General features: G+C 45.1%; 9 protein-coding genes. 6 read left to right on the top strand and 3 right to left on the bottom strand.

Going from position 1 to position 17,093, the window contains the following annotated elements:
• Nucleotides 1–76: 76 nt before the first annotated feature.
• Nucleotides 77–961, bottom strand: a complete 885-nt coding sequence (locus DFP98_RS00620) for a YqhG family protein (RefSeq protein ID WP_116058618.1) — start codon at nt 959–961, stop codon at nt 77–79.
• Nucleotides 958–2,628, bottom strand: a complete 1,671-nt coding sequence (locus DFP98_RS00625) for a DEAD/DEAH box helicase (protein ID WP_246016373.1) — start codon at nt 2,626–2,628, stop codon at nt 958–960. The genes DFP98_RS00620 and DFP98_RS00625 overlap by 4 nt, the downstream gene beginning before the upstream one ends.
• Nucleotides 2,629–3,688: 1,060 nt before the next feature.
• Between DFP98_RS00625 and DFP98_RS00635 the strand changes: the two genes are divergently transcribed.
• Nucleotides 3,689–6,253, top strand: a complete 2,565-nt coding sequence (locus DFP98_RS00635; protein WP_246016374.1) for an adenosylcobalamin-dependent ribonucleoside-diphosphate reductase — start codon at nt 3,689–3,691, stop codon at nt 6,251–6,253.
• Between the two features lie 696 nt (nt 6,254–6,949).
• Here DFP98_RS00635 and ku read toward each other — a convergent pair.
• A complete protein-coding gene (gene ku / locus DFP98_RS00640) occupies nt 6,950–7,798 on the bottom strand; it encodes a non-homologous end joining protein Ku (protein ID WP_181917406.1) in 849 nt (282 codons plus the stop codon).
• Between the two features lie 1,474 nt (nt 7,799–9,272).
• On the opposite strand from ku, the gene DFP98_RS00645 reads away from it, so the two are divergent.
• The 5 genes from DFP98_RS00645 to DFP98_RS00665 all read left to right on the top strand — a co-directional run bounded on the left by DFP98_RS00645 (nt 9,273) and on the right by DFP98_RS00665 (nt 17,060).
• Nucleotides 9,273–10,640 carry a Wadjet anti-phage system protein JetA family protein gene (locus DFP98_RS00645; protein ID WP_116058623.1) on the top strand — a complete coding sequence of 456 codons (1,368 nt, stop codon included), beginning with the start codon at nt 9,273–9,275 and terminating at the stop codon, nt 10,638–10,640.
• A 9-nt stretch (nt 10,641–10,649) separates the two neighbouring features.
• A complete protein-coding gene (locus DFP98_RS00650; RefSeq protein WP_116058624.1) occupies nt 10,650–11,267 on the top strand; it encodes a DUF4194 domain-containing protein in 618 nt (205 codons plus the stop codon).
• Nucleotides 11,245–14,619, top strand: a complete 3,375-nt coding sequence (locus DFP98_RS00655) for an ATP-binding protein (RefSeq protein WP_116058625.1) — start codon at nt 11,245–11,247, stop codon at nt 14,617–14,619. Before DFP98_RS00650 ends, DFP98_RS00655 begins: the two co-directional genes overlap by 23 nt.
• Nucleotides 14,606–15,796: a Wadjet anti-phage system protein JetD domain-containing protein gene (locus DFP98_RS00660; protein ID WP_116058626.1), complete on the top strand. Its 1,191-nt coding sequence runs from the start codon at nt 14,606–14,608 to the stop codon at nt 15,794–15,796. Before DFP98_RS00655 ends, DFP98_RS00660 begins: the two co-directional genes overlap by 14 nt.
• 232 nt (nt 15,797–16,028) lie before the next feature.
• Nucleotides 16,029–17,060: a nucleotidyltransferase domain-containing protein gene (locus DFP98_RS00665; RefSeq protein WP_116058627.1), complete on the top strand. Its 1,032-nt coding sequence runs from the start codon at nt 16,029–16,031 to the stop codon at nt 17,058–17,060.
• Nucleotides 17,061–17,093 lie beyond the last annotated feature (33 nt).

Genomic DNA, 17,093 nt, shown 5'->3' on the forward strand with positions numbered 1-17,093 from the left:
GTACGCCTTCACAAGTTCCTTGCATGGAACGAAAATTCGGCAATATCTGCTGCCCTCGGAGCATTCAGACACGGCCCTAATCAAGACCCGGCAGGTGAAAAATGCCGCAGTTCAGGACGGAGACGCTCACGCGCGGCTTGTACTGCCAATCGATTTCCGCTTCCCGCTGCTTGAATCTGGCGGTTACGGCTTCCTTCTGCTCCATCTGGTCGGGATGATTCATATGCTCCAGCATGGGATCATAATATTGCCGAATTCGCTCCAGTTCGTCCTGTCTTCGCGCTTCGGCTTCCACGGCCCAGGAGAAGTCGGCGGTGCGCAGTCTGCGCTCAAGCGCCGCTTCGAGCTGGGCCATCCCTTTTCTCAGGGATAGACCGTTTTTGAGCAGATGGACGTTGGCCGGAAGGCGCGGCGTCAGCCTGCGGTCCTTCAGCTTATCCATGAACCGCTCTTCGATGATTCCCGTGGCAAGGGAGACGCCCCACAAGTACAACTCCTCCCGTTTCATGTCGCATTCGTAACCGACTTTGAAGTTCACGCCTAACCAGGCTGTGTACGGCTGCGAAGCGAACGGGTCAAGCCTGCCGCGAGGAGGCTCCTCGAACAAGGTGACGCAGCGTCCGGATTGCTGAACGACGCCGAACAACTGGTGCAGCCTGCGGGAGCCGAAGTAGACATCCTCCTGGATAATGCGGCCGGATTCCGTCAGGACGTAAGAGACGTTCGAGGCGTTCATCCGATCGGACATCGCCGGATTTTCGAACGACCAGCGGTACGTCATCGTCTCCGGGGGAGAGCCGGTCCGGTCAACAAAGCTCCAGTAATACGGCCGGTTGGACAGCGCCCGGTCCGCGTCCGGAGACAGCTTAACCGTTACGCCGACAGGGCTTTTCTCGATAAAGTGACATTCTTTCGATTCCAGATAGGAAACGACGAAGCGATGAACCTGTTTCGAATTCATGTGGCGTTCTCCAATTGCATCCGTTTTTTCGTTTGCAGCAGCGTGTCCCCGAGGCCGTCGATTTTTTGGCGCAGCTCTTCGCCGTCCGCGGTTTCCAGCACAAGCTGGGCTAATCTGCGCTCCAGCGTATCTTCCTTCTCGAATTGCTGAATGATCTCGTCGAGTTCCCCGATGACCAGTTCGAACATGTTGATCTTCTCATGCAGTAGATGAACGATGTGCTCTTCGATCGTACCGAGCGTGCACAAATTGAAAATTTGGACGTCCTCCGTCTGGCCGAGGCGATGGACACGGCCGATCCGCTGTTCGACGCGCATCGGGTTCCAAGGCAGATCGAAGTTGATGACGTGGTGGCAAAATTGCAGGTTGATGCCTTCGCCGCCGGCTTCGGTGGCCACCATCACTTGAGCGCGCTTGCGGAACAGCTCCATCATCCAGTCTTTCTTGCCCCGGTTCATCCCGCCCCGGTAAGGGACGGCGGCAAGATTGTGCTCCTGGAAAAACTTCAGTAAATATTCCTGCGTCGCCCGGTATTCCGTGAAAATGATCGCCTTGTCGTCTAGGCTGCGAACCAGCTCCATCGTCTTCTCGGCTTTCGTATTCGCTTTGATGCGCTTGATCAGCTCGACGAGCTCCCAGATGCGGGCGCGCAGCGGAGAATCCTCCGTCGTCTTCTTGAACAGGTTGATCAGCGTCAGGAAGACGGCGTCGCGGCTGGAGCATACTTCGCGCTGCAGAGTGACGAGCGACAGCATGCTGGCCATATCGCCATTCTCGGAAGCGGCATGCTTGCGAACATAGTCGGTTACGCCCTCATAGAGCGCCATCTCCTCTGCGGATAGTTGGAGCGGGACGTTGGTGACGAGCCGCTTCGTGAATTCCACCCCGCCGCTGCTGCGGCGATTGCGGATCATCACTTGCCCGAGGGTCTCCTGCAGCTTGGACTCGTTCTTCGGCACGCGGCGTTCCGCGACGAAGTTGGCGGCGAAGTCTCCCTCGCCCCCGAGCTGGCCAGGCTTGAGCAGGGTGATCAGGTTGTATAGCTCGTTCAGATCGTTCTGTACCGGCGTGGCGGTGAGCAGCAGGCAGTATTTTTTGCGAAGCTCGTTGATGAATTGGTAGTTGCCTGTTCGTTTGTTTTTCAGCTTGTGGGCTTCGTCCACGATGATCAGATCGTATTCGCCGTCGAGCAGCGTCTGGCGGTGCGGATCCCGCTTGGCCGTATCCATCGAAGCGACGACGATGTCGTTGTCCCACGAATAAGACTTGCGCTGGGCCACGGCGGGAATGTCGAATTTGCCGTTCAGCTCGCGCACCCACTGCAGCACAAGGGAGGCGGGGACGAGCACGAGCACTTTGGTCACGAGGCCGCGGATCATATATTCTTTAAGAATCAAGCCGGCTTCGATCGTTTTGCCCAGGCCGACTTCGTCGGCGAGGATGGCCCGGCCTCTCATCTCGTGGAGCACGCGGCGGGCGGTATCGATCTGGTGGGGCATCGGCTCGAAGTGAGGCAGCAGCGACAGACAGCGCAGCGCATGGAAGTCGGTGACGAGATTCGCTTCCTCCGCTTCCAAGGCGAGCTGGTACAGCGCCCAATCGTCCCAAGGGCCGTTGCGTTCCGTCCGCCGCTCCAAATCTTCGAAAGCGCTGCGGTCCACATGCATGTCCACGAGCGGGTGAAGCTTGCGCGGGGCGTTGTCGGATGGAATAGAGGTGTTCAATCGGCAGTCCTCCTTGGCGATCTCGCAATTATCCATCTTCTAGTATGAGCAACTAGGAGGGATTCGAAACGGGGCGGGCATGGATTGATTAGAGGGAGGGACTAATGTTGCCGCCGAATGGCCTAAGGGTAGGCTTGAGACGGGAGGGGGCTTTTTGGGTGGGTATCCCAAAAAAAGTGTAAAACGAGGCCTGAAACTTGTCGGCTCGTGGCTTAGACGATTAGTTTGTGTTTTAGCGGACCGAAGCCTTGGGGGGAAGATTGCGAAAAGCGCCTCGGGCGCGCTCCGGGCTGAGAAGTGGAGGCCCAAAAAGTGTCTCGACGCTTCCCGCGTTGAGGAATGGAGGTCCAAAAAGTGCCTCGACGCGCCCCAAGCTGAGGAGTGGAGGCCAAAAAGGTGCCTCGACGCGCCCCAAGCTGAGGAGTGGAGGCCCAAAAAGTGTCTCGACGCTTCCCGCGTTGAGGAATGGAGGTCCAAAAAGTGCCTCGACGCGCCCCAAGCTGAGGAGTGGAGGCCAAAAAGGTGCCTCGACGCGCCCCAAGCTGAGGAGTGGAGGCCAAAAAGGTGCCTCGACGAGCCCCAAGCTGAGGAATGGAGGCCAAAAAAGTGCCTCGACGCGCCCCAAGCTGAGGAGTGGAGGCCAATAAGGTGCCTCGACGCGTCTGGCCTTCGGGATGGGTCTTAGAAGCATTAAGATTTGAGGTAAGGTCCAGCACTTTCTTTAAGACCAGGCTAGAGAGAAACGGACTAATTAGCTCGGGAATATCGTTTATAGTTACAGTTTTTGTTTATGGGTGGAACTGGTTGCAATAAATTCGTTGCCGAGACGGTAAGGCTTACAGGCCTTTGGTCTATGGAAATACAACATATAGGAGAGTATAATGATTAAGTGCACAATATATTGTACAATTTACATAGGATCAAAAAAGCCTATTCAACTTGGATTGCACATGGATTGTGCCCATATACTAAGCTTTCCGGGAGGGTGGTCACTGTGGCAACGATGCAGGAAAGACGTCTTGAGGGGCTGAGCGAGAAAATATTTCTCGATCGTTACGCTTGGAAAAACGCGGACTCCAATGAGACGAAGGTGGGCGACGTCGTGCTCGTTCTGACGAAGGACGATCCGAAGTTTCCTTCCAAGGATGTCGGAGAGGTCGTGGCGCGCGAGGGTAAAAATGTCACCGTCAAGCTTCGCAACGGAGAGTTGGTTGAATCGACGACCGAGAAGCTCACGCTAACTATCGAGAAGACGCCGGAGGAGATGTGGGATCGGCTCGCGAACGCGATGGCATCCGTCGAGGAGACGGCGGAGAAACAGAGGGTGTGGGCGGAGAAATTTCGCTGGCTGCTTGACGATTGGAAGCTCGTTCCCGGGGGACGGATCGCGGCTGGAGCAGGGGCAAGCGAAGAGCTGACGCTATTCAATTGCTACGTTATCCCGTCCCCTCATGACAGTCGGGGCGGAATTATGCAGACGCTGACGGAAATGACTGAAATTATGGCCAGAGGGGGCGGCGTCGGCATCAACTTGAGTTCGCTTCGTCCTCGCCGTTCGATCGTCAAGGGAGTAAACGGTTCATCCAGCGGCGCGGTGTCCTGGGGAGGATTGTTCAGTTACACCACAGGTTTAATTGAGCAAGGGGGGAGTCGGCGAGGCGCCTTGATGCTGATGATCAACGATTGGCACCCGGATGTCGAAGACTTCATTACCGTGAAGCAAACGATGGGCCAAGTGACCAACGCTAACCTGTCTGTCTGCGTGAGCAACGCATTCATGAAGGCAGTTAAAGAGGACGCAGATTGGGATCTCGTGTTCCCAGATTCGGCCGATCCCGAATACGATTTCCTTTGGGACGGCGATCTGGATAAGTGGAAGCAGCGCGGCAAAAAAATCGTGCATTATCGCACGGTGCGGGCCCGCGACGTCTGGAACACAATCATCGAGAGCGCATGGAAGTCCGCAGAACCCGGAGTAGTATTCATGGAATACTACAATCAGATGTCGAACAGCTGGTATTTTAATCCGATTATTTGTACGAATCCGTGTGGCGAGCAAGGCTTGCCTGCATGGGGTGTCTGTAACTTGTCCGCGGTCAATCTGTCCAAGTTCTACGATGCCGAGAAGCACGATGTTGCTTGGGACGAACTGTCCCGCGTCGTTCGTTACTCAACTCGCTTCCTGGACAATGTCATCGACAAGACGCCGTATCACTTCCCGGAAAATGAGAAAAACCAGCAGAACGAGCGCCGCGTAGGACTTGGCACGATGGGGCTCGCCGAACTGATGATCCAGTTGGAAATCCGTTATGGCAGTCCGGAAAGCTTGGAGTTTCTCGATAAGCTGTACGGATTTATGGCTCGCGAAGCGTATCTGGCCTCTACGGAGATTGCTGCGGAGAAAGGCTCGTTCCCGGCGTTTGAAGCCGATCCATTCCTGCAAAGCGGATTTATGAAAAATATGGTCGCGACTTACCCGGAAGTGGGCGAGGCAGTGACGAAGCGCGGCATGCGTAATGTCACTGTTATCACGCAGGCTCCGACTGGCTCCACTGGAACAATGGTGGGGACTTCAACAGGCATTGAGCCGTACTTTGCTTTTGAGTTTTACCGCCAGAGCCGACTCGGCTTCGATAAACAGCTTGTCCCGATCGCTCAGAAGTGGAAGGATGCGCATCCGGGCGAGGAGCTTCCTGAGTGGTTCGTTACGGCAATGGATTTATCCGCCAAAGATCATATCCGTGTACAAGCGGCCATTCAGCGTTGGGTGGACAGCTCGATCTCCAAGACGGCGAACTGTCCTTCGGACTTTACAGTGGAAGAGACCGCCGAACTGTATGAGCTTGCGTTTGAGCTGGGCTGCAAGGGCGTCACGATTTATCGTGACGGAAGCCGCGACGTACAGGTTCTGAGCACGGCAAAGGATGAGAAGAAGGAAGAAACGAAGACAGAGTCGGCTCCGTCAGCGACCGTTTTGAGTCAGACTGAGGTTTTGGATACCGCCCTGAACGCGAGCGTCACTCCGCAGCAAAAGCAAGTGTTCGACAAGGAGTACAAGAGCCGTCCGAAAATTCTTCGCGGTGCGACCTACAAATACAATACGCCGTTCGGCATGGCCTACATCACCGTCAACGATATGGACGGCACGCCGGGCGAAATTTTCTTGAACGTCGGCAAAGCCGGCTCGGATGTATTCGCAATGGCGGAAGCGCTCGGTCGAGTTTGTTCGTTGTTTCTGAGGTACGGAGATCACGGAAATAAAGTGCAATTACTCGTGAAGCATCTGAAAGGTATCGGTGGTTCCGGCGCCGTCGGCTTCGGTCCGAACCGTGTCGAATCGATCGCGGATGCGGTCGCTCAAGCGCTGGAGGCTCATGCAGGGCTCTCTTCAGAGCACGAGCAGGCCGCGGCATCCGAAGCGGTGACTGTTCAGACTGGTTCTACCGCTGAGAAGCCGAAAGTCGCCTACACCTCGAAAGACCTGTGCCCCTCCTGCGGCTCGGCTTCTCTGCTGAACGTCGAGGGCTGCAAAACTTGCGGGAATTGCGGGTATAGTAAGTGTTCGTAAAAGAATGGAACGATGAGGCGTTGACTCGACCAAAGTGTGCGCTGTTGTGAAATTCCATAATTCTTTAGATTTGTTCCATAATTGATTAGACGAAAAATTCCACAATTCAATAGAATGTATATTTATGCACTCAATTAAACAAAAGGCGACCATTCTGGTGGCTACTACCTGAATGGTCGCTTTTTGTGCGCTGGTCTCAGGGATAACTCTCCTTGTGTGAACGTACAGAAGATGGAGACTGATCCACGGAGATTTCGTATTGTTTGAACAAATGCATTTTCAAGCTGCCTGGATAAATCGAACCGGTAGAGCCGTGCCCGACGCTTCAAAGTATGCAAGGCAGTTTCGGTTACGATTTTTACAAGAGTAAGCTCCGAAATGCAATATGGGGAGGGCGTTATCCAAGAGACGGAGTCTGTAGGGGGTTTGAGGAGAAGTACCAGTCCACTGTGAAACGAGGTAACCCGAATTGTGAACTGGTCGGACAAATACCGGGCGGGGTAATTTAGTGGAAAGAACAAGTGAACCATCGCAAGGCAGCACCATATCAAATACGCTGTCTAGAATAACGAAATCTGGGTATAATCTTTGCTCTTTTTCACACCTAAAGCACCCCCTATAGTTTTCATTGATTTGATACAAGTTTCCCAATGTCCACTATAAGGAGAACTTTGCGAAAAAATGGGGGCTGCTTTGTTAGGCAGTCTCTGTACTACTCGAACTTTGAAGGCTTCCCGAAGGAAAATTCTTTCTTTTTGAACTTTCAATTTCATTGCCTGATTTAATTTCCTCTAGACTTGCCTGGAGTGCTGCCATTAGATCAACTACTATTGTGGCGGACGATTGAGGTTGACCTACGTACTCTTGACCAGCGATTTTCTGCTGAATATAAGAAATAAGGTTGTCGCGATTCATATCTTTATGCTCTGTTTGGGAGAAGGGTTTGCTCATGTGCTCAATTAGGTTCCGTGCTAGCGCCATTCCTTTTTGATCGATTGTTGAGCTCAGTTTAATATTTGGAACCGCATCAACTGGCCGGACCTCATCTGGATAATGCATTGTTGTCAAAGCAAGGCAATCGTCAACTACTCTAATTGTTGCTAGCATTTGTCTGGATCGAATTGATACTTGGCAAAGAGCTGCTTTATCCATTTGCTTCATCGATTCAATCAACAACTGATAACCATTTACACCAAATGTATCGGGAGAAAGGTAATAAGATTTTTGAAGATAGATTGGATTTATCTCATTTCGGTCTAAGAAGTGAAGAATCCGTATTTCTTTGCTTGATTCGGGAAGGATCATCTCCAGATCTTCTTTTTCAAGATGCACATATTTCCCCTTTATATATTCAAAACCCTTAACAATTTCGCTCGATTCTAGATGTTTTTCGCACACGGGACAGCAACGAACAAAATTCAAGTGGCTACCACATTCTCGATGTATCATTTTAAACGAAATCTCTCTTTCTTCTGCCACCGAGTGAAGTTTCACGGGTACATTTACTAATCCAAATGTAATAGCACCCTTCCAAATAGTATGCAATGAAATTCCCTCCATCCGAGTATATAATTAAAGAATGCCCGATTAAATCCCTTATTAAACGCATCTACATAAACAAGCGGCATTACCAAGAAAGGGAAAGCTCGCCCCATTAGTCTTGGAACGAACCGAATAGCCGCCCCGCCGAAGTACAACATATTTACTTTTCTGGAAATTACCATCCGAAGAGCATTACGATTTTTTGGGATAATTTTTGAAGATTAACTCAAAATCCCCGTGCTGGCTGGATTCGGCTTACATGAGCTTAATCGCGTTCAGTTGCATGTTCTAAGTGCGCTGGATGGGTTTTCCACGATCTGTATGAGATGGTGACGCTATTTCCAATCACCCGGTTCAAGTACAAAATCGTAAATGTGTCGCTAATATGTTAGAATGGTTTTAACCGCCACGGTCATTTACGAAAGGTGACCGATATTTTGCTCAGTTTCGTTATCAATTTGTTATTCAAATACATTAAATTGAGAATGAAGTTCCGGTATCTAAAGGAAACGAATAAGTACAAAATTAGACTAGTTCTATACATTCAAATTAATAATTAAATAATTTGAACCGTGGCGGGTTGTTTACCATAAAACCTGGTGACAACCCGCCATAAAAGTAAAAATATAATAAACTAATAAAATGAACGCTTCGAATAAATCGGAGCGTTTATTTTTATTTCATTAAAGACGGAGCGCGTACTACGATGAGGAAAGATACCTTATTACAATTGTCAGCGGCAAAAAAAATAAAAAACTGCTACCAACTGAGGGTCGGAATCAGAAGTTGCTGATTTTTTAATTGGGGCTTGACCACGTTAAGTTAACTTTAGAGAATCAGAAGAAAATCCTTTGGGATGAACTATTTATCAATGTATTTAAGTGAGAGATTTTTGTAACAATGATAATGATGAAAGATTAGTGAAAGAATTAAGGAATGGCGATGAAAATTGTGCTGTGGCCAATTCAACCAAGTTTTCATGAGAAAGAATCATTTTATATTTAACATCTGTCGGGCTTCTGAATTGAACCAACAGGATTTAAAGGCAATTAATAAATTGCTTGGGGTAAACAACTGGCGGTGCTCGTGGAAAACAGTCGGCCGGTTTGGGACCCAAAGTATGTCCTACCAAAAAAGTAACGGCCTGTGAGCCGTAACTCCATTATGGAGTACACAGTTTCACAAGCCTGTATATTTTCAGTGGCGGCCTCTAGGGCATGGTGTACTTCTGCCCCAACGCACAAGTAGCATTTTTGTTCATATTCCCTATAAATAACATCTCCCATCCCAAAACACCACTCCCATACTCCTACAATGTCTTCAGTCTTTCCATTTCAAATTTCGAATAGACTGCATTGGACAGGAAAAGGCCAATATTTGTCGAAATATTACTGAAACTGAAATATTTTAGAAGTACGACCGACTAAATCCCGAATAATCAATAAGGATAAGGGCAGTGTGAGGTGAAGCTAAAAACATGAATTTATTGAAGGAAATACCCGATGTATTCTGGAGTCTGTTTCGATCGAAAAATCGGGATGTCTTCATAGAAGCTTTATTACGAATCAATGAGGAATACCAATATAGCAACTATTTTTTGAGTAAAGATATCTGCATACAAGTTTTGGCCGACTATTTTACTCAGAAGAAGATCTCCATCGAGGCAGATGAGATTGAGGAGGAGCTGGATGAACTGGAGCCACCTGCGACCAGAATTTTGAACTGGTTGCTTCATACGCAATGGTTGCGGAAAGTCGATGATTACAGTTCAATGATTGTAAATATTGTAATTCCGGATTATGCGGCCATTTTTATCGATGCCTTTGTGCAATTGTCCAGCGATGAGGATGATGCCACGCAGGTGTATATACAGAATATCTACGCTATATTGTTCTCGTTTAAGAATGATACCAGAGCGAATGTGAGTTTATTAAATACGGCCCTGATTAATACAAGAAAATTAAATAAAACATTACAGGATATGCTTCACAATATGGATAAGTTTTTTGCTAGTCTACTGGATCAAAAGTTTTACGGGGAGTTGTTAAGGGATCACCTAGAAGGCTATGTGGAAGAGATTATAAAAAAAAAATATCACATTCTTAAGACCTCAGATAACTTCTATCTCTATAAAACAGACATTAAAAGATGGCTGGGAGATATGAGGGAAGATATTGATTGGATCATTCAGTTGTGCAGACGCAATGCAAATACCATGAATGAAGCGGACATTGTAGAGTTGTTAGATCTGATCGAACGAGGTTTTGATGATATTGAACATCGGATTGCGAATATGGATAAAGAGCATTCCAAGTATGTAAGGGCGACGGTTACAAGATTAAATTATCTATTGAGTGAAAAAGATAATATGAAGGGGTTGGTCATACAACTATTAAACCATCTATCGGAGTCTGATGATAATGATGTTAAAATTATTGAAATTGCGGGTAAGATGAACCTTTCGCAATTAACCGTGGTATCGGAAAAATCCTTATATAAGAGGAGAAAACCAAAACAGGACTTTTCGGAGCACTTGGAACCGGATGTAGAGACCGAGGAATTATCAAAAGAAGAAATTCTTAAGTTAAACAAAATAAAAAGCCGTTACAGCAAAAAAGAGATAGAAGCCTTTATTTCGGGTCGTATGGTGGACGGAAAAATGACAGTAACTGCAGACACTGTGCAATCTGATGAAGAATTTGAAAAGTTGGTTCTGGCATATGATTATTCTACTCGGCGAGACAGCCTATATAAGCTATTAGAACAAGAAGTTGAAGAAATCGATAATGGAAAATACATATATCCGAACATGGTTTTTGTACGAAAAACAAAAAAAGTTCATTAAGGAGTTTCTATGATACCCTATTACGAAAATTTAAGGGAAGAAGAAAAGGAAGAAGTTACCCAGTCGATACAGTTACTTTACAAGCAAACGTTCCTTTTGGAACGAAAGTTTGAGAAGAAATCAGGACGATTTCAATTTAGTAGAGATTTTCGAATCTGCGACAAGCATTTGGAATTTATACGTTCCTATTTTGCAATCAGTGGGATATCCGTAATAGAAAATAGTCAGATTGGAGTTATCTATTTACAAGGAGAAAATTTAATCGGGGAGAAGCTTCCTAAGCTGGCTACTCTATATCTGCTGACTCTAAAGTTAATTTATGATGAGCATATGGAGTCCGTTTCAACCAGCGTTAATATTTATACGAAGTTAAGCGATATCCACGAGAAGCTTGCTAACTACCGCCTGTTAAAGAAACAGCCTTCGGTGACTGAAGTGAAAAGAACGATTACGTTGCTTAAGAAATATCAGATCGTTGAACCATTGGACACACTGGAGGATTTTAACGGGAACAGCCAGATCATTATTTATCCGTGCATTAATGTGGTTCTCCTGGGGGATGATGCAAGGGCCTTGCTCGAATCGTTTAACGGAGGAGAAGAAGATGACGACGAATCAGAGATTTGAAGCATTGTCTAGAATATGCCTGAACAACTGGCATTACATCAATCGAAAGATATTGTCCTTCCATGAAGAAATCAACTTTTTTACTGGTCATTCCGGAAGTGGTAAATCCACAATTATTGATGCTATGCAAATTGTACTATATGCAAACACTGACGGAAGAAGTTTTTTTAATAAAGCTGCTGCGGACGACTCGGATCGCAACTTGTTGGAATATTTAAGAGGAATGATCAACATTGGAGAAAATAATGAACCCACGTATTTACGCAACTCTAATTTTTCTAGCGCTATAGTATTGGAGTTAACACGGACAGATACGAGGGAATGTCAGTGTGTGGGTGTGGTTTTTGATGTGGAAGTTGCAACAAATGAGATATCCCGAATGTTTTTCTGGCATAAAGGTCCTCTTCTGGAACATGCATATCGAAAGAATGGCCGAAGCATGACTACAGAAGAAGTGAAGGAAGACCTTAATAGCCATTTTTCTAAAGAAGAGTGCTATTACAATTCATACAACGAACGCTTTCGTAAGCAATTGTATGATATTTATTTGGGAGGATTAGACTCAGAAAAGTTCCCACAGCTTTTTAAACGGGCTATTCCATTTCGCATGAATATTAAGCTGGAGGAGTTTGTAAAGGAATATATTTGTATGGAACAAGACATCCATATTGAAGACATGCAAGAAAGCGTCATGCAGTATGGACGAATGCGTAAACAGATTGAAGATACATACATAGAAATTAATAAACTTAAAGAAATTCGCGAACGTTTCGAGGCGGTCATAGCGGAAAAAGATGAAAAAAGTAAATTTACGTACTTCGTAGAGAAGCTGGATATCCTTCAAATTGAAACCAAAATCAGTGGGATGAAAGATAAGATACAACTATCAAATCAAGATTTGGAATGGTTGGATAATCGGGCAAAAAGATTAGAAGAGCAGATCCTCGAGTTGACTGAACAAGGCGAGGGTTTATTAAAGCAAATTGCTGCAAGCGGATATGAAGATTTAAAGAATCAATTGAACAGTTTGAATCAGCTAATTGAACATCTGAATAAGAGTAAGGCGAATTGGATGAGAGTCGCTAATGGTCTGGAAGCATGGGCCGATCAGGAGATTACACCAAATCAGGTTCTTCGAGATATTCAGAAGTTTGTTGAGCAGAACATTTCGGAGGAGGAGTTATCCCGTTTACACCAAAGTTTAGCCGAGGTACAAAGAGATGTTGAACAGCAGAGGCAGGAAACTGATTCTGTCATACGTGAATTAAAGAAGAAAAGGCAGCAACTGCAAGAAGAATTACAGCAGTTAAAGGCTGGCAACAAGGCTTATCCCAAAGAATTGGAGCTGGCTCGTTCTTATATCCAAAGGCGGTTGTCCGAGGAGAACGGAGAACACGTTGATGTAGAAATACTGGCCGACTTATTGGATATTCGGGATGAAAAATGGAGAAACGCCATTGAAGGCTATATGGGGAATAACAAACTTGCACTTATTGTAGAACCTAAATACGCGCGGGACGCTTTGAAGATTTATCGGTCAATGGATAAGGAAAAGTACCATCGAGTAGCTGTTCTGGATACTGAAAAAGTCGGATTGGATGCTCATAAAGTATTGCAGAAGGCTTTGGCGGAAGAAGTGATAGCGGAACGTTCATATGTTCAATCCTATATTAATTTTTTGCTCGGCAAGGTGATGAAATGCGAGGGCATAGATGAACTGCGAAACTGCAAAATCGGTATAACAGCCGATTGTGTCCTGTATCATAGTTACCGTATGCAGCATATAAACCCAGACAGTTACACCCGATTCGCTTTCATAGGAAATAATAGTCTTCAACAGAGAATAAAGCTGCTGGAGAACAATTTGGATCGTATCAGCAAGCAAATAGAGCCGGAAGAGGCTATTATAAGAGAATGTGCAAAGATCAAATCTCTCGAAAGTCTCAGTTTTGATACTAAAGTATATATCGAGTGGCGGCAGGATATTGTGGATTGTAAGGAAAAACAGCGAGATCAGCAAATGCTCAAAGAAAAATTGGAAAAGTTAAAGTCCGGTAACGTTGGCATCTGGGAAAAAGAGCGTCAGGCTGTGCAGGAGCTTATAAAAGGTAAAGTGGATGAAAGACGTCAAAACGATTTGACCCTATCCTCCCGGAAGGAAGCTAAAGAGCGGGATGTTGAAGAAGTTAAACAATTAGAAGCAGAGTTGAGCGAGAAGAAAAGTGCCCTTGTAATCATAGAAAATTTCGATGATGAGGTGAAACGCTTCATAGAGGGACACCAGGCTACCAGGTACGATAAGTTAAGAGACCACTTTACAGGTAAGCTGAATAGCGCAGAACAAAGAAGACAAGAGGCTTTAAATCAGTTGATAAATATACGGTTAGAATATTTAAGAAAGAACTCGAATCGCAATTTCTCATCTACTTCTGAGGATAATCAACAGTACGATGAACTACTTCAAACGTTGGAATGTGACAGATTGGAGGAATATCGGAGAATCGCTGAAGAACAGGCGCGTTCTGCGGTAGAGCATTTTAAAGACGACTTCATTTTCAAAATTCGAAGCGCGATTAGAGAAGCTTTACAACGGAAAGACGAATTGAACAAGATTATAAGCAGATTGAATTTCGGCAAGGACAAATACCAGTTTATCATCTGGAAAAACAAAGGAATTGACGGCCGGTACTATAACATGTTTATGGATGAGTCTCTAGAGATCAGTCCAACACATCTGCTTGGATCAATGGACAAACAGATGGATCTTTTTACTTTGCAGCATGAGATTGACTATGGAGATTTGATTAATGATCTTATCAGTATTTTTATTCCACCTGATAACGCAAGTAGCGAACAGTTGGAAGAGGCCAAACGCAATATGGCTAAATACGCAGATTACCGGACTTATTTATCCTTTGACATGCAACAACTGATTGAAAATAAAGAGGAAACAATTAAGATTGGTTTGGGAAAAATGATTAAGAAAAATTCAGGCGGGGAGGGCCAGAATCCGCTGTATGTCGCGCTTCTTGCCAGTTTTGCACAAGCCTATCGGATCAACTTGTCGCCTAGAATCCAGAGAAAGCCTACCATTAGACTGGTTGTATTGGATGAAGCCTTTTCCAAAATGGATGCTGAAAAGGTAGCAAGCTGCATCGAACTTATTCGTGGCCTCGGATTTCAGGCGTTGATTAGCGCTACCAACGATAAAATTCAGAATTACCTGGAAAACGTCAATAAAATATTCGTATTTGCTAATCCGGACAAAAAATCTATTTCATTGCAGGAGTTTGAAAAGAAAGACTTCGATCAACTCATGAAGGAGTTGGATGAGAACGATGATTCTGATTGAAAAAATCATACAAAAATACGAAAATAGCGCACAAGATTGGAAAGGGGGGAATGCAGGCAATCGAAGTATTCGCATTCAGCAGAAAGATTACGACGAAGTAGGAAAAAGCCAGTTGCTTTGGGAAGCCGTAGAGTTGGAAGAGCAGGGATTAATTCGAGTCAAATGGTTCAATAACAAGACGGATATCGAAAAAATCATTTACTCGCTAGAAGATATAAATAAAATGCATCAATTAATCGGGAAAACACCAAAAATCGAGATATTAAGACAAATGAATGAATTCGTTGCCGAGCAGATGGAGGTTGTAAAGGAACGCTGGATTATGGCTTGTTATGAAGAGATGTTAAGGCAATTGGATAATGGCAGTATTCCGAAGAATTTAATGAATTATGAAGCTGTACACGAGGACGAAAGTGAATTGAATTCTAGTTTATTTTGCACATGCTTAAATGCCCTAGATGTATTAAGAGAGCCAATTTACAAGAGAATTTTTAGTAAGCACTACCTGGGAAATTCGAAAATATTCGAAAAAGTTTTCCAACTCAGAATCATATCACAGGCTAGAAAATATCATCCGGATATTGATGATAATATGAATGATTCTGAGGTGTTATCGCAGTTGTACATTGAGGAATACTCGCAGGAACTGGCTTTAAAAGGAGAGCTTATTTTAGAGTTGGCTGGAGAACAGATAGATTTATCCGTATTTATTTACGGGACTGTACTCACAAGTGAGATGTTGAAACATGCGCAAATAGCGGTGCATCAAAACATCCGTAAGATCATAACTGTTGAGAATAGGGCCAATTATATGTCAATGAAATATGAGCCTGGTACTTTAATTATCTACTCTCACGGATACTTTTCTCCTAAGGAACGGGATTTCCTGAAGGAATTGGAGCGAGTATTGTGTGAACGAGAGGTTGATTATTTGCATACAGGGGACCTGGATTATGGGGGAATTAAAATCTTCCAATATATTCGCAAATTTATTTTCCCCCAACTGCGCCCCTTTTTAATGGATGTGGGTCAATTCGAGGCGTTTCGATCCATGGGCGAACAGATGGGAGATTCCGCATGGGAGAAAATGCGAGTCTTAAAGGATCCCTTGATGCAGCCGTTGATTGATAAAATCGTAGAAGAAAAGATTGTCATTGAGCAGGAAAGCTTTTTATAAGTTGGCTTTTTTATTGCCTTTGGAATATAATAGAAAATACCAAAAAGTCTATAACCATGGTTTTCTTAACATGGTTTAGACCTGTTTGGTAGAAAGGAGCTACAAATAAAAATCAACAAGTAAATAAACAAACAAGAGAAAATCATATCGACTAATATGTACTTCTCTCTTTGTTTGTGAATTCCTGCATGTTCACATTTTTTTTCATAATATTTGAGAGAGGGATAAAACAATGACTCACTGTCAAAAGCAATTTGAGGAATATCACGGAAAAATAAAGCTTAGTGATGAAGATGAGATTCTACGCGAAAAGCGCGACACTATCATTAAGCGCTTAAATAATAAAATGCCTTCAGCTGCCAAGCCCTATTCTACATTTAACCAAGGAAGCTATGCGATGAAGACGGGGGTCAAACCATTAGACGGGAATTATGATATCGATCTAGGCTTATTTTTTGAAATGGCAACAAACGATGTCGACACCCCTGTAGAAGCGAAAAAATGGGTTTATGACGCCCTTGTTGACCATACGAATGATGTAGTTATGAAGACGCCTTGCGTTACTGTTAATTATGTGGCTGGGTATCATGTAGATGTAACTATATACGCAGCTCAGAACTCTGATAATAAAGTGTATCTGGCAAAGGGGAAGTTAAATTCATCAAAGGAAAATCAAAGTTGGGATGAGTCGAACCCCAAAGATTTAATCCATACAATCCGCAACAAGTATGCCGTGCAGGAAGACAGAAAACAATTTCGACGACTTATTCGGTACTTGAAACGCTGGAAAGATGAGCAATTTACTCAGTCCGGTAGTGGCAAGCCAACCGGAATCGCATTAACTGCAATTGTTTATCATCATATGCAAGTTAAAACGGAAGTTGTCGACGCATTCTCCGGAAAAAAAGAGTACCGAGATCTTGACGCACTGATTCATGTGCTTACTACTTTTTTGTCCACCTTTACAACAACGTATAAGATAGAAGACGGCAATTTTGTCGCATACCCTCATGTAGAAGTAAAGTTGCCTGCCTCCCCTTATCCTAATTTGCTTGTGAAAATGACGCCAAAGCAGATGAAGACTTTTAAAGAAAAACTTGAAGGTCTGAAAACTTCGCTCATCGAAGCGAAAAATGAAATAGAAAAGTCGGATGCTGCGCTTATTCTTCAAAAACAGTTTGGCAGTGATTTCCCGATTCCTCCGAAGGACGATGGTCAAAAGGCTTCCGTACGCGCGGTCATTCCAACAAATGAATCTGCATAAGGAGGAGCAGCTCTGGATATTCTTGATCAAACG

It is taken from the genome of Cohnella phaseoli, assembly GCF_003386235.1.
Taxonomy (GTDB): domain Bacteria; phylum Bacillota; class Bacilli; order Paenibacillales; family Paenibacillaceae; genus Cohnella; species Cohnella phaseoli.

Bases quoted from the DNA above. Each gene is read 5' to 3' on its own strand.
- DFP98_RS00620 (WP_116058618.1), bottom strand. From the start codon at position 961: ATGAATTCGAAACAGGTTCATCGCTTCGTCGTTTCCTATCTGGAATCG.
- DFP98_RS00625 (WP_246016373.1), bottom strand. From the start codon at position 2,628: ATGCATGTGGACCGCAGCGCTTTCGAAGATTTGGAGCGGCGGACGGAA.
- DFP98_RS00635 (WP_246016374.1), top strand. From the start codon at position 3,689: ATGCAGGAAAGACGTCTTGAGGGGCTGAGCGAGAAAATATTTCTCGAT.
- DFP98_RS00645 (WP_116058623.1), top strand. From the start codon at position 9,273: ATGAATTTATTGAAGGAAATACCCGATGTATTCTGGAGTCTGTTTCGA.
- DFP98_RS00650 (WP_116058624.1), top strand. From the start codon at position 10,650: ATGATACCCTATTACGAAAATTTAAGGGAAGAAGAAAAGGAAGAAGTT.
- DFP98_RS00655 (WP_116058625.1), top strand. From the start codon at position 11,245: ATGACGACGAATCAGAGATTTGAAGCATTGTCTAGAATATGCCTGAAC.
- DFP98_RS00660 (WP_116058626.1), top strand. From the start codon at position 14,606: ATGATTCTGATTGAAAAAATCATACAAAAATACGAAAATAGCGCACAA.
- DFP98_RS00665 (WP_116058627.1), top strand. From the start codon at position 16,029: ATGACTCACTGTCAAAAGCAATTTGAGGAATATCACGGAAAAATAAAG.